The 24797-nt window shown below is 71.3% G+C and carries 22 protein-coding genes and 1 pseudogene; 13 read left to right on the forward strand and 10 right to left on the reverse strand.

Translation table 11 applies throughout. The annotated features are described in order from the left end of the window. Nucleotides 1-196 precede the first annotated feature (196 nt). Together ACFWEE_RS06295 and pabB are read left to right on the forward strand one after the other, a co-directional pair. Nucleotides 197-907, forward strand: a complete 711-nt coding sequence (locus ACFWEE_RS06295; RefSeq protein WP_386886870.1) for a 50S ribosomal protein L11 methyltransferase — start codon at nt 197-199, stop codon at nt 905-907. Nucleotides 908-1020: 113 nt separating this feature from the next. Next, nucleotides 1021-3141, forward strand: coding sequence for an aminodeoxychorismate synthase component I (pabB, locus tag ACFWEE_RS06300; RefSeq protein WP_386886872.1), 2121 nt, complete (start codon nt 1021-1023; stop codon nt 3139-3141). 28 nt (nt 3142-3169) lie between these two features. Here the strand turns inward: pabB and ACFWEE_RS06305 are convergent, their stop codons facing one another. The 9 genes from ACFWEE_RS06305 to ACFWEE_RS06345 all read right to left on the reverse strand — a co-directional run bounded on the left by ACFWEE_RS06305 (nt 3170) and on the right by ACFWEE_RS06345 (nt 12574). After that, nucleotides 3170-3820 carry an HD family hydrolase gene (locus ACFWEE_RS06305; RefSeq protein ID WP_386886874.1) on the reverse strand — a complete coding sequence of 217 codons (651 nt, stop codon included), beginning with the start codon at nt 3818-3820 and terminating at the stop codon, nt 3170-3172. Nucleotides 3821-3874: 54 nt separating this feature from the next. Then, nucleotides 3875-4816 carry a nucleoside hydrolase gene (locus tag ACFWEE_RS06310; protein WP_386886875.1) on the reverse strand — a complete coding sequence of 314 codons (942 nt, stop codon included), beginning with the start codon at nt 4814-4816 and terminating at the stop codon, nt 3875-3877. Beyond that, nucleotides 4816-6039 carry a cytochrome P450 gene (locus ACFWEE_RS06315; protein ID WP_386886877.1) on the reverse strand — a complete coding sequence of 408 codons (1224 nt, stop codon included), beginning with the start codon at nt 6037-6039 and terminating at the stop codon, nt 4816-4818. The genes ACFWEE_RS06310 and ACFWEE_RS06315 overlap by 1 nt, the downstream gene beginning before the upstream one ends. Next, entirely contained in the window at nt 6032-6736 is a 705-nt protein-coding gene (locus ACFWEE_RS06320) for an MOSC domain-containing protein (protein ID WP_386886879.1), read from the reverse strand. The genes ACFWEE_RS06315 and ACFWEE_RS06320 overlap by 8 nt, the downstream gene beginning before the upstream one ends. Nucleotides 6737-7139: 403 nt before the next feature. Next, complete coding sequence (locus tag ACFWEE_RS06325; RefSeq protein WP_386886880.1) at nt 7140-7862, reverse strand: class I SAM-dependent methyltransferase; 723 nt, start codon at nt 7860-7862, stop codon at nt 7140-7142. 264 nt (nt 7863-8126) lie between these two features. Next, complete coding sequence (gene rdgB, locus ACFWEE_RS06330) at nt 8127-8729, reverse strand: RdgB/HAM1 family non-canonical purine NTP pyrophosphatase (RefSeq protein WP_386886881.1); 603 nt, start codon at nt 8727-8729, stop codon at nt 8127-8129. A 238-nt stretch (nt 8730-8967) separates the two neighbouring features. After that, nucleotides 8968-10431, reverse strand: a complete 1464-nt coding sequence (locus tag ACFWEE_RS06335; RefSeq protein WP_386886883.1) for an MFS transporter — start codon at nt 10429-10431, stop codon at nt 8968-8970. Beyond that, nucleotides 10428-10862, reverse strand: coding sequence for a hotdog fold thioesterase (locus ACFWEE_RS06340; RefSeq protein WP_386887006.1), 435 nt, complete (start codon nt 10860-10862; stop codon nt 10428-10430). The genes ACFWEE_RS06335 and ACFWEE_RS06340 overlap by 4 nt, the downstream gene beginning before the upstream one ends. 17 nt (nt 10863-10879) lie before the next feature. Next, the gene (locus ACFWEE_RS06345; RefSeq protein WP_386887008.1) at nt 10880-12574 is read right to left on the reverse strand and encodes a class I adenylate-forming enzyme family protein; all 1695 of its coding nucleotides are present in this window, start codon (nt 12572-12574) and stop codon (nt 10880-10882) included. 166 nt (nt 12575-12740) lie between these two features. Between ACFWEE_RS06345 and ACFWEE_RS06350 the strand changes: the two genes are divergently transcribed. The 10 genes from ACFWEE_RS06350 to fabI are packed head-to-tail and all read left to right on the forward strand — an operon-like array spanning nt 12741 to nt 23076. Beyond that, nucleotides 12741-14516 (forward strand): AMP-binding protein, encoded by a 1776-nt coding sequence (locus ACFWEE_RS06350; protein ID WP_386886884.1) that lies wholly within the window; start codon nt 12741-12743, stop codon nt 14514-14516. Next, the gene (locus ACFWEE_RS06355; protein WP_386886885.1) at nt 14513-15640 is read left to right on the forward strand and encodes a beta-ketoacyl synthase N-terminal-like domain-containing protein; all 1128 of its coding nucleotides are present in this window, start codon (nt 14513-14515) and stop codon (nt 15638-15640) included. Before ACFWEE_RS06350 ends, ACFWEE_RS06355 begins: the two co-directional genes overlap by 4 nt. Further along, a complete protein-coding gene (locus ACFWEE_RS06360; protein WP_386886886.1) occupies nt 15637-16599 on the forward strand; it encodes a beta-ketoacyl synthase N-terminal-like domain-containing protein in 963 nt (320 codons plus the stop codon). The genes ACFWEE_RS06355 and ACFWEE_RS06360 overlap by 4 nt, the downstream gene beginning before the upstream one ends. 15 nt (nt 16600-16614) lie before the next feature. Next, a complete protein-coding gene (locus ACFWEE_RS06365) occupies nt 16615-16875 on the forward strand; it encodes an acyl carrier protein (protein WP_386886888.1) in 261 nt (86 codons plus the stop codon). Beyond that, complete coding sequence (gene fabG, locus ACFWEE_RS06370) at nt 16872-17636, forward strand: 3-oxoacyl-[acyl-carrier-protein] reductase (RefSeq protein WP_386886890.1); 765 nt, start codon at nt 16872-16874, stop codon at nt 17634-17636. The genes ACFWEE_RS06365 and fabG overlap by 4 nt, the downstream gene beginning before the upstream one ends. A gap of 50 nt (nt 17637-17686) precedes the next feature. Next, complete coding sequence (locus ACFWEE_RS06375) at nt 17687-18862, forward strand: 3-deoxy-7-phosphoheptulonate synthase (RefSeq protein ID WP_386887010.1); 1176 nt, start codon at nt 17687-17689, stop codon at nt 18860-18862. A 50-nt stretch (nt 18863-18912) separates the two neighbouring features. Then, complete coding sequence (locus ACFWEE_RS06380; RefSeq protein WP_386886892.1) at nt 18913-19683, forward strand: 2,3-dihydro-2,3-dihydroxybenzoate dehydrogenase; 771 nt, start codon at nt 18913-18915, stop codon at nt 19681-19683. 27 nt (nt 19684-19710) lie between these two features. Then, nucleotides 19711-20334 carry an isochorismatase family protein gene (locus ACFWEE_RS06385; protein WP_386886893.1) on the forward strand — a complete coding sequence of 208 codons (624 nt, stop codon included), beginning with the start codon at nt 19711-19713 and terminating at the stop codon, nt 20332-20334. After that, the gene (locus tag ACFWEE_RS06390; protein ID WP_386886895.1) at nt 20331-22292 is read left to right on the forward strand and encodes an anthranilate synthase family protein; all 1962 of its coding nucleotides are present in this window, start codon (nt 20331-20333) and stop codon (nt 22290-22292) included. Before ACFWEE_RS06385 ends, ACFWEE_RS06390 begins: the two co-directional genes overlap by 4 nt. A 4-nt stretch (nt 22293-22296) precedes the next feature. Next, the gene (gene fabI / locus ACFWEE_RS06395) at nt 22297-23076 is read left to right on the forward strand and encodes an enoyl-ACP reductase FabI (protein WP_386886896.1); all 780 of its coding nucleotides are present in this window, start codon (nt 22297-22299) and stop codon (nt 23074-23076) included. Between the two features lie 42 nt (nt 23077-23118). Here the strand turns inward: fabI and ACFWEE_RS06400 are convergent, their stop codons facing one another. Beyond that, nucleotides 23119-24306 (reverse strand): PLP-dependent aminotransferase family protein, encoded by a 1188-nt coding sequence (locus tag ACFWEE_RS06400; protein ID WP_386887012.1) that lies wholly within the window; start codon nt 24304-24306, stop codon nt 23119-23121. Between the two features lie 192 nt (nt 24307-24498). On the opposite strand from ACFWEE_RS06400, the pseudogene ACFWEE_RS06405 reads away from it, so the two are divergent. Then, nucleotides 24499-24735, forward strand: a pseudogene (locus ACFWEE_RS06405) (phosphopantetheine-binding protein); the annotation flags it as partial. Nucleotides 24736-24797: the final 62 nt, after the last annotated feature.

Raw genomic sequence — 24797 nt, forward strand, 5'->3', positions numbered from 1 at the left:
CGGCGCCCGGTGAAGATAGCCGTTGATCGATCAACGGGTCAACGTCCGGACCAGTACGGATACCGTTGCGTGGTGGTGAGGCCACCGATAGGCACCTGCAACAGTGTCCTGAAGCCACCTTCCCGTTTCCACGCCGCATCGCGGACGCTCGTCCGGCGGGGTGGGGAAACTCCTCTGCCCGCACGGGGGAGTCACGTTGGAGATCCGCAGTTACGCCCAGTCGCTCCAGCGCAGCCGTGCGGCACGCGACGACAGCAGGCGCCCCGACAGCTTCCGTCTGCGAGGGCGGGAGTGGACCCTGCTTCCGGACGTCTTCGCCCCGCCCTACACGACGTCCACCGACGCGGCCATGGAACTGCTGGGATTCCACGAGGACCACCAACCGGCCCGGAACGGTTCCTTCCTGGAGATCGGCTGCGGCACCGGAGTCATCGCGGTGAGCGCCGCACTGGGAGGCTGCGAGAGAGTGCTGGCCACGGACATCAACCCGCTGGCCGTACGCAACGCGGCGCTGAACGCACAGCGCCACAAGGTCGCCGACCGCGTCTGCGCACAGCGGAGCGACCTCTTCGACTCCCTCGACCCCCGTGCGCGCTTCGACACCGTGTACTGGCACTCCAACTTCGTTCTGGCGCCGTCCGATTACCGATACACCTCCCTTCACGAGCAGGCGTACGTGGACCCCGGTTACGCCGCGCACCGCCGCTACCTCGATCAGGCACCCCTGTGGACCACGGAGGGGGGCCGGGCCCTGCTGCAGTTCAGCAACCGGGGCGATCTCGCAAGGCTGTCCGCCCTCGCGGACGAGACGGAGCGCGAGCTGAGCACCGTGCGCAGCATGCGCGTCGAAGAGGGCCGGGACACGATCGAGTACCTGTTGATCGAGATCGCGCGGAGGGACGCGTGAGCCCTCGCCCGCAGCGCGCGGGTACCGCCACAAGAAGTCGGCAAGGGAGCTGAACGGCCCTTCGCGTCATGCCCCTCTCCTTTTTCCGGCTCACGAGGAATCCTGGAAGCCCCGTGCGTATCCTGCTTGTCGACAATTACGACTCGTTCACCCACAACCTCGCCCACTACCTGGCGCTGATCACCGGTCGGGAGCCGGTCGTCGTACCCAACGACTCGCCGCTCCTGCGCCCGGGCCTGCTCAGCGGGTTCGACGCCGTCGTCCTGTCCCCCGGGCCCGGAACTCCCGCTCGCACCAGGGACTTCGGGAGGTGCCGGGAGCTGGTGGAGAGCTGTGACCTGCCCCTGCTCGGCATCTGCCTCGGACACCAGGGCATAGCTCAGTGGCACGGGGCCACCGTCAGCCGTGCGCCCGAGCCTCGGCACGGACGGCTGTCGCCGGTGCTGCACGACGGCACGGGTCTGTTCACCGGGTTGCCCTCGCCCTTCAACGTCGTGCGCTACCACTCGCTCGCGGTCAACGATCTTCCGGAGAGTCTCCAGGCCACCGCGTGGACCGCGGACGGAGTTCTCATGGGCCTGGAGCACCGGAGCAAGCCGATGTGGGGGGTTCAGTTCCATCCCGAGTCGATCCTCACCGAACACGGCATGGAACTCCTGCGCAACTTCGTTGAGCTGAGTCGAGCATGGCACCGGGACCGTCCCGGCCCAGACCGGCCGGCGCTCGTGGTACCGGTTCCCCGGGCTCCGGCCGCAGCCGCACCGCCCCGGCGTTCCCTCCGGGTGAGAGTCGAGCGGCTCGACACCGGGTGGGACGACGAGGTCGCCTTCGAGGCGCTCTTCGGCCACGCCGAGCACGCCTTCTGGCTGGACAGCAGCGCCCATGCCACCTCGGACCCGGCCCTCGGCCGGTTCTCCGTCATGGGTGATGCCGGCGGGCCCCTGTCGCGGGTCGCCGAGGCCGACGTGCGGACGCAGACCGTGACGGTGCGCTCCTCGAAGGGCACGGAAGTGGTCACGGGCGAGTGGCTGTCCTGGCTCGACCGGGATCTGGCCGCTGCCCGCATCCCTCCGCTCGACCTTCCGTTCGATTTCTGTCTCGGCTGGGTCGGTTACCTCGGCTACGAACTCAAGGCCGAGTGCGGCGGCCGACTCGCCCATCAGGCCCCCGAGCCGGACGCGGCCATGATCTTCGCTGACCGTGCTGTGGTGTTCGACCACCACAGCCGCGTGACCTATCTGCTGGCCCTCGTCGAGGACGGGCAGCACGGGGAAGCGGTCCGCTGGCTGCGTGACACTCGTACAGCGCTGGAGAAGCTCCGCGGCCGTTCCCCCCGGCTGATCTCCCACCCGGTCCCGCCGGCCGAGGTGACGCTGCGCCACGACCGGGCGGCCTATCTGGGACTGGTGGACAGGGCCCTGGAGGAGATCGCGGCCGGGGAGAGTTACGAGGTCTGCCTGACCAACATGGCCGACACGCAGGGCACCTTCGCACCGCTGCCGAGCTACCGGCTGCTCCGCAGAAGCAGTCCGGCACCGTTCGGGGCCCTGCTGAGGCTGGGAAGCGTTTCGGTGCTCAGCACCTCGCCCGAGCGGTTCGTGAAGGTCGGCGCCGACGGTCGGACCGAGTCCAAGCCCATCAAGGGAACCCGGCCGCGAGGAAGAACCGCCCGGGAGGACGCAGAGCTCGTGGCGGACCTCCTGAGCGACGAGAAGGACCGGGCGGAGAACCTGATGATCGTGGACCTGGTCCGCAACGATCTGGGGCGCTGCGCGGAGCCGGGCTCGGTGCGGGCTGACGAGATCTTCCGGGTCGAGACGTACGAGAGCGTCCATCAGTTGGTCAGCACCGTGCGGGCGCAGCTGCGAAAGGACGCTTCCGCCGTGGACTGTGTGCGCTCCGCGTTCCCGCCCGGTTCGATGACGGGAGCGCCGAAAATTCGGACCATGGAGATCATCGACGACCTCGAGGGCGGCCCGCGGGGCGTCTACTCGGGGGCGCTGGGGTATTTTTCGCTGTCGGGAGCGGCCGATCTCAGCGTGGTGATCCGCACCGTGGTGATCACGCCTGGTCGGGTGCGGTACGGCGTGGGAGGCGCCGTCATAGCGCTGTCCTCGCCGGAGGACGAATTCGAGGAGACCGCCGTCAAAGCGGCCCCGCTGCTGTCCCTCACCCGGAGCCGTTTCCCCGGTAGCAGAGGATCGGCCCTGCCGGCCCCGGGGCCGACGCCGTGAACCGCGTCGGCCACCACCGGGATCCATGTCACAGCCAGCCCTTGCGAACACTGAGGGCGAGCAGCTTCCGCGTGTAGTCCCACAGCACGGTCGATCCCTCGTCGATGACGGAGGTGCGCTCCCGGACACGAGCCTCGTCGACTCCGGGCGCGCGCCAGGTACCGCCGCCGTTGCCGGCGTTCAGCAGCAGGGGCTGGAGCCGGTCCATGGCCTTGGCGAACTTCGCCTCAGGAGTCCGCCGCTCCTCGAACTCGTTCCACAACGCGTGGAACGCCTTCTCCTGGTCGGCCGGCAGCAGAGCGAACAGTTTCCTGGCCGCCGCCTCTTCGCGTTCCGCCTGGTCCATCCGGCCGACGTCGTCGAACAGGCAGGTGTCACCCGCGTAGATCTCGACGAGATCGTGCACCAGAGCGAGCTTCAGAGTGCGCTCCACGTCGAGGGGTTCGTTCGCGTACTCCGCGAGGACGAGCACCATCAGCGCCATGTGCCAGGAGTGCTCGGCGTCGTTCTCCCGGCGGTCGTCGGCGAGCAGCGGGCTCAGCCGCAGGACCGTCTTCAGCCGGTCGATCTCGGCTATGAACTCGATCTGCGCCATGAGACGTGCCGGGACCTCGGGAACCAGCCCGTCGAGGTCCAGGAGGCGCTGTGCGTCCTCGGGCGCGGGCTGCGGTGTACTCATGTCTGCTCTCCTGTCACAGGGGCCGGCGTCGAGCGTGGGGTGGGCGGAAGGCGTTCAGACCCGGAGCAGTTCGAGCAGCCGGTTCCGGTCGAGTTCCTGAACGATCGTGATGGGCGGCCGGTCCGACCGCGTGTCCTGCCAGTCGACGGCCGTGACACCGTGCTGGAGGGTTCCGGGCCCGTAGCCCACGTACACACGGTGCCGTACGGCCCTGGTCACCACGGTGGGATCGAGAGCCACGGCCATGGCCAGAGGATCGGGGCGCAGATAGTGGGAGCGACCGGCGTACCCCGGGTCGGTGCGGTATCGGTTGTGCACGATGCGCCGCAGTGTGGTGGCTGCCTCGGTCCCGCCCTGGAAGAAGGATTCGAGTTCGTCCGGGGTGAAGGGGAAGGCCAGCGTCGCATCCCAGGTGAGCAGGGTGAGGTGGGGGAAGTGCGCGAGGACCAGGTCGGCCGCGGCAGGGTCGGCGACGATGTTGAACTCGGCGTTCAGTGTGTGGTTTCCGCGGCCGTGGACCGCGCCTCCCATCACCACCACCCGTCGCAGCAGTTGCGGAAGCCTGGGCTCCAGCCGCAGCGCGAGGGCCACGTTGGTCAGGGGCCCCAGGGCGACGAGCGTGATCCCGCCGGGGTCGCGCCGGGCGCTGTCGATGAGCGCACGGGCGGCCGGCACGTCGCCTTCCTTCACCTCGGCGACAGGCCACCGCGACAGGTCGCCGAGCCCGTCGTCGCCGTGAATGTGGGCGGCTTCGGCCCCGGGCCCGGCGAGAGGACCCGCGGCACCCCGGTGCACCGGGGTGCGGGCCGCCCGTTCCCCGTAGGCGCCGAGCAGCCAGCGCGCGTTGGCGGTCACCGCGTCGATGCCCGTGTTGCCGGCGACCGTACAGACCGCGGCGACGGGAACGTGGGGCCGTTGCGCCGACGGGGTCAGTGCCATGGCGAGGGCGTGGGCGTCGTCCAGCCCGGGGTCCGTGTCGATGACCAGTGCGCTCATCATGAACTCCCTGTGTGCGAGGGGCTGTCAGTTCCGCTCGCCCGGTTTCGGCAGTCCGCGGTCGAGGCTGTGCGTACGAGGCGTCCCTCGAGGGTGCGGTAGCGAAGCATCGGGAGTTCCGGCTCCCGGTCGATGCGTTCGGCATGGAAGTGCGCCCCGGACTCCTTGAGAGACTCCAGGAGTACGTCGACCACGGCCCTCGCCAGAGCCGCCCCGGGGCAGTAGTGGGCGCCGGCACCGAAGCTCAGGGAGCGGGTGCGCACGCCTCGGTCGCGGATCTCCAGCGGGCCCGGATAGCGTTCCGGATCAAGGTTGGACGTCCCGAGGCAGAGGTTGACCCTGGCGCCTGCGTCCAGGCGGTGCGGGCCGATGGACACCGGCCGGCGCGCGTAGCGGCTCGCGAAGCGGAAGGGTGCCGCGAGACGCAATACCTCTTCCCTGACCTCCGGCACAGGCATGCGTGCGAGCACGTCACCGTGGACGCGTTCCCCCACGACGCACAGGGCCGTGGTGATGGGCTCGTATGCACCCGTGACGACCTGGGTGAGCAGGGCCGTAGCGGCCTCCGGGCCGAAGGCCGGGTCGTCCCACAGCTCTCCGAGCCCTGCGACGAACGGCGTCGGCGGCTCGGTCCTCGCCCGGCCGAGCCAGTGGGACAGCGCGTCGACAGAGGCGAGCGCGCGATCCACTCTCGCCATGTCGATCCGGGGGGTGGCCAGCTCGTCCATGACCCCGACGCCGAGCTCGATCAGCCGGACGGCGTCGGCATCCCCCGTCAGGCCCGCGATGGCCTCCCGGGCCATGGGGCGTGCCACGGTGTCTGCCCAGTCGAAGGATTCACCGACGCCGGCCGCGAGGCGGGAGGTGGCGAGCCGCCGGCACGCGGCCAGCAGCTCAGGCGTCACCGTCCCCCGCAGAAGCTGGATGGAGGCGTGCCGCACCCGCTGGTGGTAGGCGCCGTCGGAGAACACCGGCCAGAGGGAGTAGAAGGTCTTCAGCTTCCTCCGGCGTTTCCTGTCCTCGCCGGTCAAGGCTGCGAGCCGCTGGTCCGAGGACCGTTGCGACCAGAAGTCCGCACTGGTCAGCGCTCTCTGCACGTCGTGGGCGCGGAAGGCGTACACACCGCCGTTCTCGGACGCCTCCTGAAGCGGGCAGCCCTTCGCGGCTTCGGCGAGCGCCAGGGCCGGGTCGCGGGAGCTGTAGTCCCCGAACACGTCAAGCACGGGCCCCTCCGGCGTGCGGACCGGGAACGGCGGCCGACAGCTCTTGCTTCGGGAGAGCGGAGCGGGTCCGGTTAGAGACGTGGAACATCATCGCCGAGCGGTCCCACGCGGGTTCTTCGTCGGCCATCTCCGTGATGCGCCGCAGCACGTCCTGTTCGTCGAGAATGGCCCCGACCGCCTCGGCCACCGTGACGTGCTTTCTCGGCTTCCAGACCACCTCGACCTTGTCGCCGACGGATATCCGCCCTTCCTTGAGCACACGGAGATAGACGCCCGGCCGCCGGGCGTTGTTGAAACGCTTGGCCCAGCCCTTCTCATCCATCCAGGACCCGAACGTGCCGCAGGCCATACGGGGAGCCATGACCTGGAGGAGCACGTCACCGACCTGCCACTTCTCAGCGAGTACGGCATTGCTGGCATCGAAACCGATGAGATCCAGATTTTCTCCGAACATCCCGTTCCGTAAATCCCTTTGCAGCTGGCTCGACCACCAGTCGAGGTCCTCCCGGGCGTAGGCATAGATCGCCTGGAGCGTGCCTCCGTGAAAGTCGGCGGCCTGCTCGTCGCCTTCGATTCCGAGTTTCGTCAGCCTGACGCTTCCGTCGACGGGAAGCTTCTTGATCGCCGTCCTCCCGCGGCGTACTGCAAACTCAGGAACGACACAAGGGCCAGAATTGACTGAGAGAATGGTACCCATGCAGAGGACGCTAACTATGACGCTGTTCGTCGGTCAACGACAATGCCGATAATGTGTCAGGTCCCGAACCGGTCGGCACAGCAACCCTGTTGTAATTTCTCGGGGGCCACATTCTCGGCGCCGCGCGGCATGCGCACACCACCTCCCTCGAAGACACAGGCTGGGGGCCGGAAGGGGACCACCCCTTCCGGCCCCCATTGGCCCGGAATACGGACTGTACGGCTGTACGTCAGCTGCACCCGAGGGATGTCCCGCAATTCGTGGTGGATCAGTGCGCGGCGTCAGATGCGGCGCATCGCAAGGCGGAGGAGCGTCCGCATACTGGATGTATGCGGACGCTCCGACAACGCGGCGAGGTGCCGTAGCTGTCGTCGCGCACCCGCCAGGAATTACGGGACAGCCCTCAGTGAGCGGGGGCGCCCTTGGCCTTCGCCACCACGAAGAATGTCGGTACGTTCACATACCGTTTTCCCTCGGTGACCGTCCCCTGATAGTCGATGGGCGCGGTGGAGAGGATGTCGAAGCCCGCCTCGGCGAGCTCACGTTGCAAGGCGTCCTCCTCGCGGGCGACGGGCAGGGGCACCCGTTCGAAGACGAATCCGAACTTCTCCGCGGGGACTCCCTCGCCCTCGAGCTTGGCCGCAATGTACGCGCCGCTGGTCGGGGCGAGTTCGTAGAAGAAGGCACCTCCCGTGCTGCCGGCCAGGGTCGCCAGCGACGTGACGGCGAGCTTCAGTTCCTCCGGGGTGAACGCGTGCAGGACCGTGCGGACGTAAAGGCCGGCGTCGCCGATCCGGTCGTGCAGGGCGACGGCTTGCTCGGGCTTCAACAGATCCAGCTGCTCGTACGAGACGCCCGGAGCGTCGTGGTACTTGCGGGCGCGCTCCACGGCGCTCGGGGCCACGTCCACGCCGATCACGCGCTCGAAGTGCTGCCCGATGGCCACGGTCTGCGTGCCGTCGCCGCACCCGACATCGATGACCGGCCTGGCGGGGTCGAGCACACTGCCGAACAGCTTCAAGTGGGCATGGGCGACATAGGTGGGGTCCACATCCCACGGCGACGCACCGGCGGTGTGAGGGAGGTCGGTCCAGAAACGGTTCCACATGGCCTCGAAGCGGCTCATTCTCATTCCCTCTCTTTGTACTTTCAACGGGCGGCAACCCCTCCCCCGCATCTGCCGCGTGATCCGGATGTGCCCGAGGACAGGCAAAAGCGCGGCGAGGTTTCCGGGACGACTTCGACCATTCACCGCCTCGTGCGGAGATGTAAAGGGAAGAGTGCAGTCTGTGTCAGGTCCGAATGGCCCTGATGCGCCGACCGTGCAGCACCGTGGACGTGCGGGTGAGCCGGGGCGCCTTCATGGACGCACCCCGGCTCACCCGTCATGTCATTTCACCAGTTCCCTGATCACCGGCAACAGCGACCTGAACGCCTTGCCGCGATGGCTGAGGGAGTTCTTGATACCGCCGGGGAGCTGCGCGAAAGTTCGGCTCTCACCGTCCGGCTGGAAGATGGGATCGTAGCCGAACCCGCCGGTTCCGGCCGGGGCAGTGCGCAACACCCCGGCCAATTCCCCGTGCGTGACGCGTTCCGTTCCGTCGGGCAGTGCGAGTGCAGCCGCGCAGAAATAGCGGGCGGCACGGTGCGGAGCGGCGATGTCGCTCAATTGCGCCAGCAGCAGTTCCGTATTGGCCAGATCCTCGCCGTGCCGGCCGGCCCAGCGGGCGGACAGGATCCCCGGACTCCCTCCGAGGACGTCGACGCACAGGCCCGAATCGTCGGCGATGGCGGGAAGACCCGTGGCCCGGGCAAGAGCATGCGCTTTGAGCAGAGCATTCTCCGTGAAGGTTACCCCTGTTTCCTTGACGTCCGGGATGTCGGGATAGGCGTCAGCACTCACGAGGTCATGAGAGAGGTCCGCATCGGCCAGAATCTCCTTCAACTCGACCAGTTTTCCTGGATTCCGCGTGGCCAGAATCAACTTGTTCATGGGGTAATTATCGGCGAGAGGGAGGACCGAGTCCATATGAATCCTTCGGTACTCACCGACAAATGCCGCTTGCCGGTGGTCCGTTGATTCCGACGTCGCACGACCGCCGCCCCGGATCGCCGGCACCGTTCACCGCGCACACGGCGCCCGGCACCGGGGCGCGCAGCAGGGCGGAACACCGTCCGGGTGCGGCCACCGAGGCATGTCACCGCGAAGCCCTACGGCCGCGCGGGCGCGGTCATGACGGTCCGGCTTCCTGCGCTGCGATCCGCCGGAACACCACCATCATGCCCATGACCACCACCACCATGACCAGGCACACCGCGCTCGCCGCGACCATCGCGTCCGGGTATCCGGCACCAGGCGGCCGATCCCCGGCGGCGGCGAAGAACACAGCGCCCACGGCGGCGATCCCCGCCGAACTCGCGAACTGCTGCGCGGTGGTCAGCGCACCCGAGGCCATCCCCGCCTGCCGCGGCGGCACGCGCAGCAGCGCCGCACCGATCAGTGACGGCAGCACCACACCGTTGCCCAGACCGACCAGGCAGAGACATCCGCAGATCCAGGCGACCTCGGTGTCCGCGCCGGCCGACCGCACCCCCAGCAGCAGCGCGAGCAGGCCGACCGCGGTCACGGCGGTGCCCGCGATCAGCGCGTTCATGCCGTACCGGGCCGTCAGCCGCTTGCCCGCCATCGACGTGACCATGTAGGCGACGCCCATGGGAGTGAAGGCCAGACCCGCCCTCACCGGGCTGAGCGCGAGCCCGCCCTGCAGCAGCAGCGTCAGCGTGAAGATGAAACTGCCGAAGTAGATGTAGAACGCCGCGCTCGCGATGAGCCCGGCGCGGAACGACGAACCGTGAAAGAGCGTCAGGTCGAGCACCGGGGAGCCGCCGCGCGCGCCCAGCGCCCGCTCCCACCACAGCGTCAGCGCGCCGAGCACCAGACCGCCCGCCAGGGACAGCCAGGTCCACAGCGGCCAGCCCGAGGAGTGGCCGAGCGCCAGCGGCACCAGGAGCAGCCCGAGGGCGGCACTGATGCCCGCCGCGCCGACGGGGTCGACGCCGGTACGTCCGCCCGACTCGGCCCGCGGCAGCACCCGCGGCGCGAGCAGCGCGACCACGGCGCACACCGGCACGTTCACCAGGAACACCACCCGCCAGCCGAGTCCCGCCACATCGGCGTCGAGCAGCAGACCGCCCAGCAGCTGGCCCGCGATGGAACCGATGCCCGCCGTCACGCCGTACGCCGCGAAGGCCCGCGCGCGCTGTGCGGGGGCGAAGGTCGCGGTGATCGTCGCAAGCACCTGCGGCGCCATGACGGCGGCGGTCAGCCCCTGGAAGAGCCGGGCCGCGATGAGCTGGCCCGGACTCGTGGCGATGCCGCACAGCAGCGAGGCCAGGCCGAACCCGGCCATGCCCAGTGTGAACAGCCGGCGGTGCCCGTACAGGTCGCCGAGCCGGCCACCGGTGATCATGCCGCTGGCGAGGGCGAACGCATAGCCGCCCACGACGAGTTCGAGCGCGGTGGCCCCGGCGCCGAGGTCGGCCTCCAGGGTCGGCGCCGCCACGTTCACGACGAAGAAGTCGAACTGGGCGATGAACGTGCCGGCCAGCAGGACAGCCAGCACCGCGGCGACGGACGGCCCGGCCGGGACGGTTTCGGTGGTGCGCGCGGTGGTGGGAGAGGCCGCGTCGGTCATGTCTTTCCTCGCTGCATGCGCTGAGCGGTGTTGGGGGCGACGGTGATCCGGGCGGTGCAGGTGCGCCGGCCCGCCTCGTCGGCGATGACGACCTCGTACGAGGCGGAGGTCGGGCCGAGTGCGAGCGCGGTGGCCACCCCGGTGACGGTTCCGCTGCGCACCGGCCGGTGGTGTGTGGCGTTGATGTCGACGCCCAGGGCGATGTGGCCCCCGCCCGCGTGCAGGGCCGCGCCGATCGAGCCGAGGGTCTCGGCGAGCACGACGGACGCCCCGCCGTGAAGCATCCCGTACAGCTGTTTGTTGCCGGCCACCGGCATGGTGCCGACGAGCCGCTGCGGTGACGCCTCGACGAGCTCGATGCCCATGCGCGCGGCCAGCGTCTCGGGGGCACCGGGCCGGGAGATCCAGGTCGACAGGTCCTCGGCGGCCACGGAGGCCTCGGACGCGCTCACCGGACCACCAGACCCTCGGCGGCCGTGGCGACGCGGCCGGTGGCCGACGCCGCGTAGGCGCCGAGGTCGGCGTACCTCTCGCGCAGAAGGCGCTTGAGGACCTTGCCGGTGGGGCCGGTCGGGATGGCGTCGTCGTCGAGGGCCGCCGTCTCCAGGACCGCCAGCGGCGGCTGCCCCGCCGCGACCAGCGCGGAGTTGGCCCGCGCGAGCAGCTCCGCCGGCCCCGCCCGGCCCGTGGTCACTCGCACGACCGCGACCGGTGCCGGGATGTCGCCGTGGTGTCCCGCGACGACCGCGCAGTCCGCCACCTCCGGCAGGGCGAGCAGCAGGATCTCCTCCATCAGGACCGAGTAGCCGGTCCCTTCGGGGGTGTGGATGGAGTCCACCGCACGGTCGACGTGGAAGAAGTCGTCACCCTCCCGGTAGGCGAGATCGCCCGACAGCCAGTAACCGGCCAGCTTGCTGCGGTAGTACGTGTCGGCGTCGTTCCAGTAGCCGGGGACGACCGATTCGCTGCGCAGCCCGAACAGGCCGACCTCGCCGTCGGCCGCCGCCGTGCCGTCCTCGCGCAGCACGGCGACCTCACCGGCCGGTACCGGGTTGCCCAGGAAACGCGGGCGGGGCGTGGTGTCCTGGGTGATGTACCGGCGCAGCGTCGCCCAGCCCAGCTCCGAGGAGCCGAGGCCGTCGCTGAAGACGGCACCCGGGCGGCGCTCGCCGTCGACGACGTGGTGGCCGTGGCGGATCAGCTTGCGGATGTGCGCGTCGTGCGCCGCGTCGCCGGTGTTCTGCCATTCGCGCACCGACGTGAAGTCCTCCGGGTCCAGCTCCATGGCGGCCAGTTCCGAGTAGGTCTGGTTGAACGCCAGGATGCGGGTCGGGCGGTGTTCGCGGGCACCTCGGGCCACGCCCGCGCCCGACTGGTCGGAGAAGGAGATCAGTGGCATGCCGCACAGCAGCGAGTAGTTGGTGTAGGCGATCGCCGACGAGTGCGACTGAGGCGCCGCCGACAGCATCACCGTCGGCTCCTCGGGCACCGTCAGGCGCCAGCCGGGGCCGGCCAGGCTCTGCCGGTGCGCCCAGATCACCGGCTTCGGATTGCCCGTCGTGCCGGAGGAGTGGCACAGGAACACCGGGTCGTCGTCGCCGTGCCGGTACCGGGCCCGCTCGGGCAGCGTCCTGCGGCCCAGGGCGTGCGCGTCGTCGCCGGTGATCGTCCAGCGCAGGGAGGCGAGTTGCGTGTGGCGGCCGTCCAGCAGCACCAGGTGGGCGGGGTCCGTGTACAGGCCGACCGGGTCCGTGCGGGACATCAGGCTGAGCGCGAGGGCGGGGTCCATCCGGCCGTTGACGAGCAGCGGGATGGCGCCGAGCCGGGCCAGGGCCGCCAGCTGGAGCTGGTCGTCGAAGGAGTCCTCGACGTAGACGGCGACGCGGTCGCGCGGGCGCACCCCGCGGTCCCAGTAGAGAGCCGCCCAGGATTCGGCGAGTTCGTCGAGCTGACGCAGATTGAATTCCGACCGGTCGATTCCGTCGACACCTGCCACCGGCCGGTCGGCCACCAGACAGGTCCGATCGGGGTGCGGGCTGAATTCGAGGGCCTTTCTCCAGGCGTTTCCACCGCCCAGTGACGGGTCCTCGGAGATACGCCTGCGGGCTTCCTGGTCGAGCATGGTCTGCGTCGAGAGAGGCATGGTCACCTGGCCTTGGTCGGGGTCGCTGACGAGCGTAGGCGTCGAGGTGAGGGGTCGTAACCACTCGCATGAGTAGGTGAGTCGACGGAGTCCCTACTCGTTCGCGCGAGGTGCGCGGCCTGGGTCGAGGGCTAGTTTTCGAGCACCGGCAGAAGGGAATCCAGCAGTGACCACGCAGAGAGCCCTCGCAGTTGAGAAAGTGCGCGAGATCGTGGCGACGGTTCTGGAACTCGAAACGTCCGAAGTGGGGGAACTCGACGGCTGGGCGGACGAACTCGGCATGACCTCGCTGGAGAAGGTCGAGATCATCACGCGGATCCAGGAGGGTTTCGGCATCACGCTCCCGCCGCGGCACTCGTCCCGGATCGGGTCGGTGGCGGACGCGCTCACGGCTCTCGGCGCGGCGGGCGGTGCCGGGCCGACGCCGGCCGGGACGCACGATCTGATCGAACGTCTGGTGGGCCATCGGCTCGCCACCGGCGCCGACGCCACCGCCTACGTGGACCCCGACGTCGGCCGTGTCCGGTACACCGACTTGCACGCGGCTGCCCACGACTACGCCGCGGTGCTGCGCCGGCGCGGCGTCCGGCCGGGCGAGCGCGGTGCCGTGGTCGCCGAGGACTCCGTCGCCACGGTGGTGGCCGTGCTCGGGCACTGGTGGCACGGCAGCGTGCCGGTCGTGGTCAGCCCGCTGCTCGACGACCGGGACATCGCCTTCGCCGTCGACGACTGCCGTGCCGTTGTGGTGCACATCGACGGCACCGACGCCCGGCGGGCCGCCCTGCACACGGCCCTGCGGAAGCACCCGCGCCTGGACGGCGAGGAGCTGCGCACGCGGTGGACGGTCCGCCGGACCCCGGACGGCGCCGCCGCCCCGTACCACTGGCCCGCGCCCGCCGAGGCCCTTGTGCAGTACACGTCCGGCAGCACCGGGACCCCCAAGGGCGTACGGCACTCCGCCGCGGGACTGCTGGCCATGGTCGACGGCTTCGGCGGCGCCCTGGGGCTGCGCCCCGACGACCTGCTGCTGACCACGGCCCGCCTCTCCTTCGGCTACGGCTTCGGCAACGCCGTGCTGTGCGTGCTCGCCGCGGGAGCCGGGGCCGCGCTGATCCGGGGCGCCGTCGATCCCTACGTGGCGGCCGACGCCCTGCGCACCCACCGGCCCACCGTCTTCTGCTCCGTGCCCCGCCTCTACGCGGCGCTGACGCTGCTGCCCGACGAGGAGGACGCGTACCGCGCGGTGCGCCTGTGCACGACGGCCGGCGAGCACTGCCCGGCGCCGCTGGCCGCACGGATCCGCGCCGCGTTCGACGCCCCGCTCGTGAACTGCTTCGGCGCCACCGAACTCATGCACGTCGCTCTGCTCACCCCGGCCGACAACACCGCGGAGGGCAGCCTCGGCCTCCCCGTGCCAGGCGTGCGGGCCACCGTTCGCGACGACACCGGCGCCGAACTCCGCGACGGACGGGACGGACGGCTGCACATCGCGGGACCCACGGTCGCCCTCGGTTACGTCAACCGGGCCGAGGCCGGCCGCGCCGCCTTCGCCGACGGTGGCGCCTACACCGGTGACCTGGTGCGACGCGCCCCCGACGGGTCCCTCGACTACCTGTGCCGGACCGACGACATCCTCAACGTCGGCGGCTACAAGGTGGTCCCGGCCGAGATCGAGAACGTGCTGCGCGCGGTGGAGGGCGTCGCGGCGTGCGCGGTCGTCTCCGGCCGCGACGCCGACGGCCTGGAGCACGCGGTGGCGTGCGTCCAGCCCGCCGCGGGGGTCGAGGCCGGGCGGCTGCGCCGCCAGGTGCTCCTCGCCGCGCGGCGCGAACTGCCCACGCACAAAAGGCCCTCGCGCGTCGAGGTGTTCGCGCAACTCCCCACCACCGGTACCGGCAAGATCGCCACCCGAGCCCTGCGTGAACAGGTGGCAGACGCATGACCTGGGACATCACCGGCCTCGGTGCCGTCAGCAGCGTCGGTGCCGACGCCCGCTCGACCTATGAAGCCCTGTGTGCGGGACGCGAGGGACGCGCCCCCGTACGGGTCTTCGACACCGCCTCCTACCGGGCGGGCCACGCCTACGAGATCGACGACCGCGGTCCTGACGGCGACCGGCCGCTGCGGGCCACCGGCTGGCTCCTCACCGCCGTCGAGCAGGCCTTGGCCGACTCCGGCCTCGGCGACGACCTCACCGACGTCCCGGTCCTGGTCGGCACCACCCTGCGCGAGCAGCGCAGCGTCGAGCTGTGGTGGCGCGGCGGCCCTCGAGTCCCTCTGGACGAACTGCACTTCGGGACCGCACTGCGGCGCCGCTTCAACGCCACGACGAGCTACACCTTCGCCAACGCCTGCGCCGCGTCGCTGTACGCCCTCGGCATGGCCTGCGACCTGATCGCCCTCGGCGAGGCCGACACGGTGGTCGTCGCGGGCACCGACTCCATCGCGGAGTCCACCTTCGCCGCCATGGACCGCGCCCAGACCCTGGTGCCCGACGCGGCCCGCCCGTTCGACCGCCGCCACAAGGGCATGGTCATGGGTGAGGGCGCCGTGGCCGTCGTGCTCACCCGTGCGGGTGCCGGGGCGGCCCGGCCCGCGGCCCGGCTGCGATCGGTCGGCCTCAACTGCGACGCCGGCCACCCGACCGCCCCCGACCCGGCCGGCATCACCGCCGGGGTGCGCGAGGCCCACCGGCGGGCCGGGGTGTCCCCCGCCGACATCGACCTGGTGATGCTGCACGGCACGGGCACCGCCCGCAACGACGAGACCGAGGCGCGGGTCATGTCCGAGGTCTTCGGCCGTGGGCCGGGGCCCCTGATGACGGCCGTCAAGTCCGGGGTGGGCCACACCCTCGGCGGCTCCGGGCTGCTGAGCCTGGTGATCGCCGTGCTCAGCATGCGGCACGGCACCGTGCCGCCGGTCATCGGACTGACCGACCCGATCGAGGAGGCGGCGGCGCTGCGCACGGTGTGCGGTGGCGGCGTGTCCGCACCGGTCGGCCTCGCCCAGGTGAACGCGTTCGGATTCGGCGGGATCAATGCCGTCGCGGTGGTGGAGCAGCCATGAAGAGCGAACCGACAGGACAGCCGACCACTGTCGTGGTGACCGGAGTGGGGCTCGCGGTGCCCGGACTGGCGGGGCCGGCCGGGCTGCTGGGCGCGGCGGACCCGTCGCGGCCGGACGGCGGCGGCGAGCCCTTCGACCCGGAGACCGCCCTCAAGGGCCGCGAGCTGCGGCACAAGGACCGCGCCACCCGCCTCGCCCTGCGCGCCGTCGAACCGGCCCTGCGGGACGCGCGGTGGTACGGCTCCGAAGGCCCGGAGCCAGACGGGGCGCGCACCGCCGTCGTCGTCAGCTCCAACACCGGCAACGTCGACAGCGTCTGCGACTACGTCGACACCGCCGCCCGGCACACCTCGCGCGCGATCAGCGCGACGGGCCTGCCCCAGACGTCCACCAGCGCCATCGCGGGCTGGATCGCCGCCGGATTCGGGCTGCGCGGCCCCGCCGTGACCCTGTGCAACGGCGCGACCAGCGGGCTCGACGCCCTGCGGTGGGGCCATGCTCTGATCGCCGCGGACCGGGCCGACACCGTCGTCGTCACCGGCGTGGAGCCGCACAACGACGTCGTCGCCCGCCTCTTGGGCGCGCGCGCCGTGGACGGTGCCGCGAGCGTCGTCCTGGAGTCGGCCGGGCACGCGGCTGCCCGCGGGGTCCGCGGCCGGGCCCGCCTGCGGGGCCACGGCCGCGGCGCCGACCCGGCCGAGGTGCTGCGCCGCGCCCGCGGCCGGAAGGACGGGGAGGTCGGCCTGTGGCTGACCGGAGCCCCCGGATCCGACCGCGCGCCCGTGGGCGCCCGGCCCTTCGACCTGGAGGACGCGTTGGGCCGGTGCGGGGGTGCGCTCGGCGTGCTGCAGTGCGTCGCCGCCGTCGCCCACTACGACCGAGGTGGCGGCGGCCTCGTGGTCGCCACCGCCCACGCCACGGACGCCTGTGCCGCCGTGGCCTTCCAACCCCCCTGTTGAAAGGAAGCCCGTTTCATGTCACCTCACACCGCCCCCTCCGTGGACCTGGAGGAACTGCGCTCCCTGATGGCCGTCACGTTCGAACTGGAGGCCGAGGAGATCACCGACGACGCCCACTTCACCCAGGACCTGGGCATGGACTCCCTGATCACCCTGGAGATCGCCACCCGCCTGGAGAACCGTTACGGGATCGCCGTCACCGACGACGAGCTCAAGGAGATCAGCACCCTGGTGGGCGTGCACGAGCTGGTCCGGCAGAAACTCGGGGCCGCATGACCACCGCCACCGCCCCGCCCGCGGGCGACCGGCCCGTGGCCCTGGTCACCGGCGGTTCCCGCGGCATCGGCCGCGCCGTCGTGGCCCGGCTCGCGGCAGCAGGACACGACGTGGCGTTCTGCTACCGCTCCGACGAGGCCGCCGGGCGCGAGGCGGCGGCAGACGCGGTCGCGGCCGGGGCCCGCGTGCACCGCGGCGCCCTCGACGTCGGCGACCCCGCGGCGGCCAGGGAGTTCGTCAAGGAGACGGAACGCGCGCTCGGCCCCGTGCAGACCCTCGTCAGCGCCGCGGGCATCACCCGGGACCGTCCGCTGGCCCTCATGGCCGACGACGAGTGGCGTGCCGTGCTCACCACCAACCTGGACGGGACGTACGCGATCTGCCGGGCCGTCATCACCGGCATGATGCGCCGCAAGTCCGGCAGCGTCGTCACGCTCTCCTCCGTCGCCGGGGTGCACGGCAACGCCGGCCAGACCAACTACAGCGCGTCCAAGGCCGGCATCATCGGCTTCACCCGCGCCTTGGCCAAGGAGTGCGGCCCCTACGGCGTCCGCGCCAACGTCGTCGCGCCCGGCTTCGTCGACACCGACATGACCGCGGCACTGCCGGACGAGACCCGCGCCCGGCTCAAGGAACGCATTCCGCTGGCCCGCTTCGGCGCCCCCGCGGACGTCGCCCACCTCGTCGCCTTCCTCGCCTCCGACCATGCCGCGTACATCACGGGACAGGTCCTCGGCGTCGACGGCGGACTCGTCGTGTGACCGGCCCTCCTGGCCGTCGTACTCACACCGCTCGCATGGGAGAGACATCAGTGGACAACGCCCTGCTCGATCTTCGGTACAAGGAGGTCCTGCAGCAGCCGCCCTGGGACGATCCGGACCAGGTGCACCGGGTCCGGCACGAACTCGCCGAACGCCCCGCCCTCGTACGGGCCGAGGACGTGGCACAGCTGCGGTCGCAGCTCGCCCGGGTTGCCGCCGGGGAGGCCCATGTGCTGCAGGCGGGGGACTGCGCGGAGGACCCCGACGACTGCACCGCCGGGCCCGTCGCCCGCAAGAGCGCCGTGCTCGACCTGCTCGCCGGCACCCTGGGCCTGGCCACCGGCCGGCCGGTGGTCCGCGTGGGCCGCATGGCGGGACAGTTCGCCAAGCCCCGCACCCGGGCCACCGAGACCGTCGCCGGACTGGAACTGCCCGTGTTCCGTGGGCACATGGTCAACGGGCCGCAGGCCGACCGGGACAGCCGTCGCCCCGACCCGCTGCGGCTGCTCACCGGCTACATGGCAGCCGCCGACATCATGGGCCACCTCGGCTGGCACGCGCCCCGGCCCACCGGCGCCGGGCCCGTCGTGTGGACCAGCCACGAGGCACTCCTCGTCGACTACGAAGTGCCCATGCTGCGACGCACCCGGACCGGCGAACTCCTCCTGGCCTCCACCCACTTCCCCTGGATCGGGGAACGCACCCGCGGCCTCGACGGCGCGCACGTGGCGCTGCTGTCCGCCGTGGTCAACCCCGTGGCCTGCAAGATCGGCCCCGACATGGGTGCCGACGAGATCCGGGCCCTGTGCGAGCGGCTGGACCCACTGCGTACCCCGGGCCGGCTGACCCTGGTGGCCCGGACCGGCGCCGACCGCACGGCCGAGGTGCTGCCCGCCCTCGTCGGCGCGGTCCGGGCCGCGGGCCATCCGGTGGTCTGGCTCACCGACCCGCTGCACGGCAACACCGTCACCGGAGCGGACGGGTTCAAGCGGCGGCACGTGGACACCGTGCGGCGCGAGGTCGAGGCGTTCCAGGAGGCGGTGCGCGGCGCGGGCGGCGTGGCCGGCGGACTGCACCTGGAGACCACCCCGGACGACGTCCTGGAATGCCTGCCCGGCAGGCCCGGCGCCTCCTCGGGCGGGGCGTCGGGCCCGTACACCAGCCTGTGCGACCCGCGTCTCAACCCCGAGCAGGCGAGGGAGGTCGTGTCGGCCTGGCGTCCCTGAGCCCGGCACCCTCCGACTCTCGCACCCGCAGACCACGGAAGGACACGCACATGCGCGACAAGACAGCCATCGTCACCGGAGCGGCGGGCGGGATAGGCGCCGCGGTGGCCACCGCCCTCGCCGGGGCCGGCGCCAAAGTCGCCGTCGTCGACCGGAACGCCGACCAGTTGGCCAAGCTCGCCGCCGAGTTGCGCGACACCGGCGGCCGGGTCGCCGCCCATCCCGCCGACGTCACCGACGCCGACGCGGTACGGGACCTGGTCGACTCGGTGGAACAGACGCTGGGGGCCGTCGACTTCCTCGTCAACGCGGCCGGGGTGCTGCACCTGGGGCCGGTCGTCGGGTTCAGTGCCCAGGAGTGGGCCCGCACCTTCGCCGTCAACACCACCGGCGTCTTCCACATGGCGCAGGCCGTGGCCCGGCACATGGTGCCCCGCGGCTCCGGCGCGATCGTGACCGTGGCGTCCAACGCGGCCCGCACCCCGCGCGCCGAGATGGCCGCCTACGCCGCGTCCAAGGCGGCAGCCGCCCAGTTCACCAAGTCCCTGGGCGTCGAACTCGCCCCGCACGGCATCCGCTGCAACGTGGTGGGGCCCGGCTCCACCGACACCCCGATGCTCCGCTCGATGTGGCAGGACGAGTCCGGGTACGAGGCCACCGTGCGGGGCCGGCCCGAGGCGTACCGCCTCGGCATCCCGCTGGGCCGTGTCGCCCAGCCCCGCAACATCGCCGACGCCGTCCTGTTCCTGCTCTCCGACGCGGCTGCCCATATCACGCTGCACGACCTGACGGTCGACGGCGGGGCCACCCTCGGCGCGTAGCGCCCGTTCCCCCAGAGAGGACCGTCCATGCCGGGCATCCCGCCCATCGAGCCCTATCCGATGCCGACCAGCAGCGACCTCCCCGCGCGCATACCCCGCTGGACGGTCGACCCCGCCCGCGCCGTGCTGCTCGTCCACGACATGCAGCGCTACTTCCTGCGGCCCCTGCCCGACACGCTGCGCGCCGAACTCATCGGCAACGCGGCGGCCTTGCGCGCGTACTGCGCGCGTTCCGGAGTGCCCGTCGCCTACACGGCCCAGCCGGGCGGCATGACACCGAAGGAGCGCGGGCTGCTCGACGACTTCTGGGGGCCGGGCATGCGGGTGAGCCCCGGCGACCGCGAGATCGTCGAACCGCTGACACCGGCGGCCGACGACTGGGTGCTCACCAAGTGGCGCTACAGCGCCTTCTTCAAGTCCGACCTGCTCCAGCGCATGCGCCGGCACGGTCGCGACCAGCTGATCGTGTGCGGGGTCTACGCGCACGTCGGAGTCCTGATGAGCGCCGTGGAGGCGTACACCCACGACATCGAGACCTTTCTCGTGGCCGACGCCGTCGCCGACTTCAGCGCCGCCGACCACCACATGGCGCTCGCCCACGCGGCCCGTACCTGCGCCGTGGTCACCACCACGAAGGAGGTTCTCGCTTGACCGGCACGCAACCGGCCGATCTGCTCGGCCGTGTCCTGGACGGCCCGTCCGGGCCGTTCGCCCTGCTGCACCGTCCCGTGTCGGCCCCGCACGGCGGCGTGGACGTGCTGCTGGGCGAGGTCCGCGAGCACGCCACGCTCGACGCGCTCCCGCTGCCCGCCTCGGCCCGGGAGGCCGGGGCCCACCACGAGGTACTGACCGTCGTGCCCTTCCGGCAGATCACCGAGCGCGGTTTCGACTGCGCCGACGACGGGGCTCCGCTGCTCTCGCTCACTGTGCGCGAGCAGGCGGCGGTGCCGCTCGCCGAGGTCCTGATCCGGGTGCCGGACCGGGGGATCGAGCTGTCCGGCGGCGGCTTCGACGTCAGTGACGACGACTACGCGGCCGTCGTGGGCCGGGTGATCGCCGACGAGATCGGCACCGGGCAGGGCGCGAACTTCGTCATCAAGCGGTCCTTCGTCGCCGAGATCACCGACTACGGGGTGCACCACGCGCTGACCCTGTTCCGGCGGCTCCTGGAACGCGAGGCCGCGGCCTACTGGACGTTCGTCATCCACACCGGCGAGCGGACCTTCGTCGGCGCCTCGCCGGAGAGGCACCTGAGCCTGCGCGACGGCACCGCCGTGATGAATCCCATCAGCGGCACCTACCGCTACCCGGCGGGCGGCCCCACACTCACCGGCGTCATGGACTTCCTGGCCGACCGCAAGGAGGCCGACGAGCTGTACATGGTCGTCGACGAGGAGCTCAAGATGATGAGCCGCCTCTGCCCCGACCACGTGCGCGTCGTGGGGCCCTACCTGAAGGAGATGTCCCGCCTCGCGCACACCGAGTACTTCATCGAGGGCCGCACCGCACGCACCCCCCAGGAGATCCTGCGCGAGACGCTGTTCGCGCCGACGGTCACCGGCAGCCCGCTGCAGAGCGCCTGCCGGGTCATCGCCCGCCACGAGCCGGGCGGCCGGGGCTACTACAGCGGCGTCGCCGCGCTCATCGGCCGGGACGGGCACGGAACGCGCACCCTCGACTCGGCGATCCTGATCAGGACCGCCGACATCGACCGCGCGGGCCGGCTCGCCATCGGCGTCGGCGCCACTCTCGTGCGCCACTCCGACCCGGCGTCCGAGGTGGCCGAGACCCGGGCCAAGGCGGCCGGACTGCTCGCCGCCCTGCGGGACACGGCACCGACCGGGTTCCGCGACCATCCGCGGGTCCGCTCGGCGCTGAGCGGCCGCAACGACCCGCTCGGCGCCTTCTGGCTGGCCGACCGTCCCCGGTCGGCCGCGGCGCGCGGCGGGCCGCTCATCGGGCGGCGGGTCCTCGTCGTCGACGCCGAGGACACCTTCACCTCGATGATCGAGATGCAACTGCGCTCCCTGGGGACCGAGGTGACGGTGCGCCGCTTCGACGAGCCGTATGCCTTCGACGACCACGACCTCGTCGTCATGGGACCGGGGCCCGGCGATCCTCGGGACACGGCCGATCCGAAGATCGCCCATCTGGACCGCGCGATTCGTCAACTCCTCGTCACTCGGAGGCCGTTCCTCTCGGTGTGCCTCAGCCACCAGGTGCTCAGCCGGGTCCTCGGCCTCGACCTGGTCCGCAGGGACGTGCCCAACCAGGGCGTGCAACGGGAGATCGACCTGTTCGGCCGCCGGGAGCACGTCGGCTTCTACAACACGTTCGCGGCGCGCAGCCCGCGTGACGTCCTGTCCGGGCCCGGTGGGACCCGCATGGAGGTCAGTCGTGACGCCGGCACCGGCGAGGTGCACGCACTGCGCTCTGGGCGGTTCGCCTCGATGCAGTTCCATGCCGAATCCGTGCTGACCCGCGACGGCCCGCGCATCGTCGGCTCCCTGCTGGCCCATCTGGCGTCGGTGGCGGAGCCGGAGTGCGCCGCCGCCCCCGTACCCCTGGCCGTCGGAGCCGCCGACGGCCCACCGAGCGAGGACCGTTGAGGACATGAGCGCACTACTCGAAGGAAAGACCGTCCTGGTCACGGGCGTGCTGACGCAGCAGTCGATCGCCTTCCACGCGGCGCGGCTCGCGCAGCAGGAGGGCGCCCGGGTGGTCCTGACGGCGTTCGGGCGGCGCTCGCTCGTCGAGCTGATCGCCCAGCGGCTGCCCGAGCCCGCCGCCATCGTCGACCTGGACGTCCAGAACCAGGACCACCTGGAGACGCTGGCCGACCGGGTCGCCGCGCAGCTCGGCCCGGACGCGGCGCTCGACGGGGTGGTGCACTCGATCGCGTTCGCGCCGCGCGACGCCCTCGGCGGCAACTTCCTGCACACCGGTTGGGATTCGGTCGCCACGTCCTTGGAGGTGTCCGCGTATTCGCTCAAGGCGCTGACCGTTGCCGTGCTGCCGCTCCTGCGCCGGCGCGGGGGAGCCGTCGTCGGGCTGGACTTCGACGCACAGCAGGCCTGGCCCCACTACGACTGGATGGGCGTCGGCAAGGCAGCGCTCGAGGCCACCAGCCGCTACCTCGCGCGCTACCTCGGCGGCGACGGCATCCGGTGCAACCTGGTCTCGGCGGGGCCGATCCGGTCCACGGCCGCCAAGTCCATCCCGGGGTTCCAGGAACTGGCCGACGCCGGCACCTCGCGCGCGGTGCTCGGCTGGGACCTGGAGAATCCCGAGCCGGCCGCCCGCGCGGTGGTGGCCCTGCTCTCGGACTGGTTCCCGAAGACCACCGGCGAGATCGTCCATGTGGACGGAGGAACCCACATGGTGGGGGCGTGAGCGCGGGTGTCCGGCGCGCTGGACGCCCGCCGCGCACCATGGTCAGCCGAACAGCGGCTTCAGACGCGCCACGCCCGTGGCGATCACCACCGGATCGTGGGCGGCGAAGGAGAGCCGCAGGGTCGCCGGGTCGCCCTCCCCCGCGAAGAACGGCGCCCCGGGCACGAAGGCCACCTCGCGCTCGACGGCCCGCGGCAGCAGCCGCGCCGTGTCGTACCCGTCGGGCAGCCGCACCCAGACGAACATCCCACCGTCGGGCCTGCCGCACCGACTGCCGTGCGGCAGCACGCCTTCGAGCGCTCGGAGGAGCGCCGCGCAGCGTTCCGCGTACGCCGTGCGGCAGCGGCCGAGATGGGCGTCCAGGTCGTATGCGGCAAGGTAGCGGGCGGCGGCGGCCTGGTCGACGGCCGACGTGTGCAGGTCCAGGGACTGCTTCGCCACGGCGCAGGCGCGGCGCACCTGTGCCGGAGCGTGCAGCCAGCCGAGCCGCATCCCGGGGGAGAGGATCTTGGAGAAGCTGCCGAGCAGCACGGTGCGGTCGGCGGCGTCCGGCAACTGTGCGATCCGCGGCAGGTGTTCACCGCGGAAGCGCAGCTCGCCGTACGGGTCGTCCTCGATGATCCAGAAGCCGTGCCGGGCCGCGTGCCGGGCCAGGGCCGCGCGGCGGTCGGCGGGCAGGGTGCGTCCGGTCGGGTTCTGGAAGGTCGGCACCAGGTAGACGGCTTTGGGCCGGTGCGCGGCGACGAGGCCGGGCAGAGCCGTCACGTCGATGCCGTCGGCGTCGGTGGGCACGGGGACCGCCCGCACTCCCGCCCGCCCGAAGCACTGCAGCGCCGCCAGGTAGGTGGGGTCCTCGACCAGGACGGTGTCGCCGGGCTCCAGCAGGACGCCCGTCAGCACGGCGAGGGCTTGCTGGGAGCCGGTGGTGACGAGCAGCCGGTCGGGGTGGGCGGCGAGCCCGTCGCGCACCAGCCGGGCCGCGATCGCCTCGCGCAGCACGGGGTCGCCCTCGGTGAGCGAATACTGCAGGGCCCGGTGCGGGGAGCGGGAGAGCACGTGGTCGTAGGACGCGCGTATGCCGTCGGTGTCGATCAGCTCCGAGGCCGGCAGGCCGCCCGCGAAGGAGATCACTTCGGGACGGGCGGTCAGCGCCAGGGCCTCGCGGATGACGGAGCTCTCGGCCGCGGCGCCGCGGAAGGACAGGGCGGGAGGCGGAACGGTGTGCTGCATGGCCATGGTTCTCCGGGATCGGAAATAACGACGGAGGAAAACTATGTCTTGACCGGACGGAGCGTCAACGGATAGCTTGGAAAAAGTCGTTCAGATGTTCCCCGATTCCTTTCGGAATACTTGTGGGACTGCGGCCAATCGGCCTCTCGCGCCGGGCTCCCTCGCCTTTTCAGTTGATGGTTCTGTCATTCGATGGAGATTTTCGTGCATCCCAGTGAAGTGCGTCCAGAACTGCCCCTGCCTGCGAGAACAGTGCTCCTGAAGGTGTGGCGCGAGGTGCTTGAGGTCGACTTGGTCGAGGAGCGTGACAGTTTCTTCGAGCTGGGCGGTGATTCACTTCTCGCGACACGGATATGCGGTCGCCTGAGTGAGCTGACCGGAATTCCGGTGGGGGTGCGGGAAATATTTCTGCATCCTACGTTCGGAGAATTCGCCGACGTGCTGGATTCTCTCGCTTCCGCCCCGGAACCGGTTGTCGTTCCCGGCACGGC

It is taken from the genome of Streptomyces sp. NPDC060184, assembly GCF_042728795.1.
Classification (GTDB): domain Bacteria; phylum Actinomycetota; class Actinomycetes; order Streptomycetales; family Streptomycetaceae; genus Streptomyces.

What these genes read in the sequence shown, in the direction of transcription:
- ACFWEE_RS06305 (WP_386886874.1), bottom strand. Translation starts at nt 3,820, where the DNA reads ATGAGTACACCGCAGCCCGCGCCCGAGGACGCACAGCGCCTCCTGGAC.
- ACFWEE_RS06310 (WP_386886875.1), bottom strand. Translation starts at nt 4,816, where the DNA reads ATGAGCGCACTGGTCATCGACACGGACCCCGGGCTGGACGACGCCCAC.
- ACFWEE_RS06320 (WP_386886879.1), bottom strand. Translation starts at nt 6,736, where the DNA reads ATGGGTACCATTCTCTCAGTCAATTCTGGCCCTTGTGTCGTTCCTGAG.
- ACFWEE_RS06325 (WP_386886880.1), bottom strand. Translation starts at nt 7,862, where the DNA reads ATGAGCCGCTTCGAGGCCATGTGGAACCGTTTCTGGACCGACCTCCCT.
- rdgB (WP_386886881.1), bottom strand. Translation starts at nt 8,729, where the DNA reads ATGAACAAGTTGATTCTGGCCACGCGGAATCCAGGAAAACTGGTCGAG.
- ACFWEE_RS06335 (WP_386886883.1), bottom strand. Translation starts at nt 10,431, where the DNA reads ATGACCGACGCGGCCTCTCCCACCACCGCGCGCACCACCGAAACCGTC.
- ACFWEE_RS06345 (WP_386887008.1), bottom strand. Translation starts at nt 12,574, where the DNA reads ATGCCTCTCTCGACGCAGACCATGCTCGACCAGGAAGCCCGCAGGCGT.
- ACFWEE_RS06355 (WP_386886885.1), top strand. Translation starts at nt 14,513, where the DNA reads ATGACCTGGGACATCACCGGCCTCGGTGCCGTCAGCAGCGTCGGTGCC.
- ACFWEE_RS06360 (WP_386886886.1), top strand. Translation starts at nt 15,637, where the DNA reads ATGAAGAGCGAACCGACAGGACAGCCGACCACTGTCGTGGTGACCGGA.
- ACFWEE_RS06365 (WP_386886888.1), top strand. Translation starts at nt 16,615, where the DNA reads ATGTCACCTCACACCGCCCCCTCCGTGGACCTGGAGGAACTGCGCTCC.
- fabG (WP_386886890.1), top strand. Translation starts at nt 16,872, where the DNA reads ATGACCACCGCCACCGCCCCGCCCGCGGGCGACCGGCCCGTGGCCCTG.
- ACFWEE_RS06380 (WP_386886892.1), top strand. Translation starts at nt 18,913, where the DNA reads ATGCGCGACAAGACAGCCATCGTCACCGGAGCGGCGGGCGGGATAGGC.
- ACFWEE_RS06385 (WP_386886893.1), top strand. Translation starts at nt 19,711, where the DNA reads ATGCCGGGCATCCCGCCCATCGAGCCCTATCCGATGCCGACCAGCAGC.
- fabI (WP_386886896.1), top strand. Translation starts at nt 22,297, where the DNA reads ATGAGCGCACTACTCGAAGGAAAGACCGTCCTGGTCACGGGCGTGCTG.
- ACFWEE_RS06400 (WP_386887012.1), bottom strand. Translation starts at nt 24,306, where the DNA reads ATGCAGCACACCGTTCCGCCTCCCGCCCTGTCCTTCCGCGGCGCCGCG.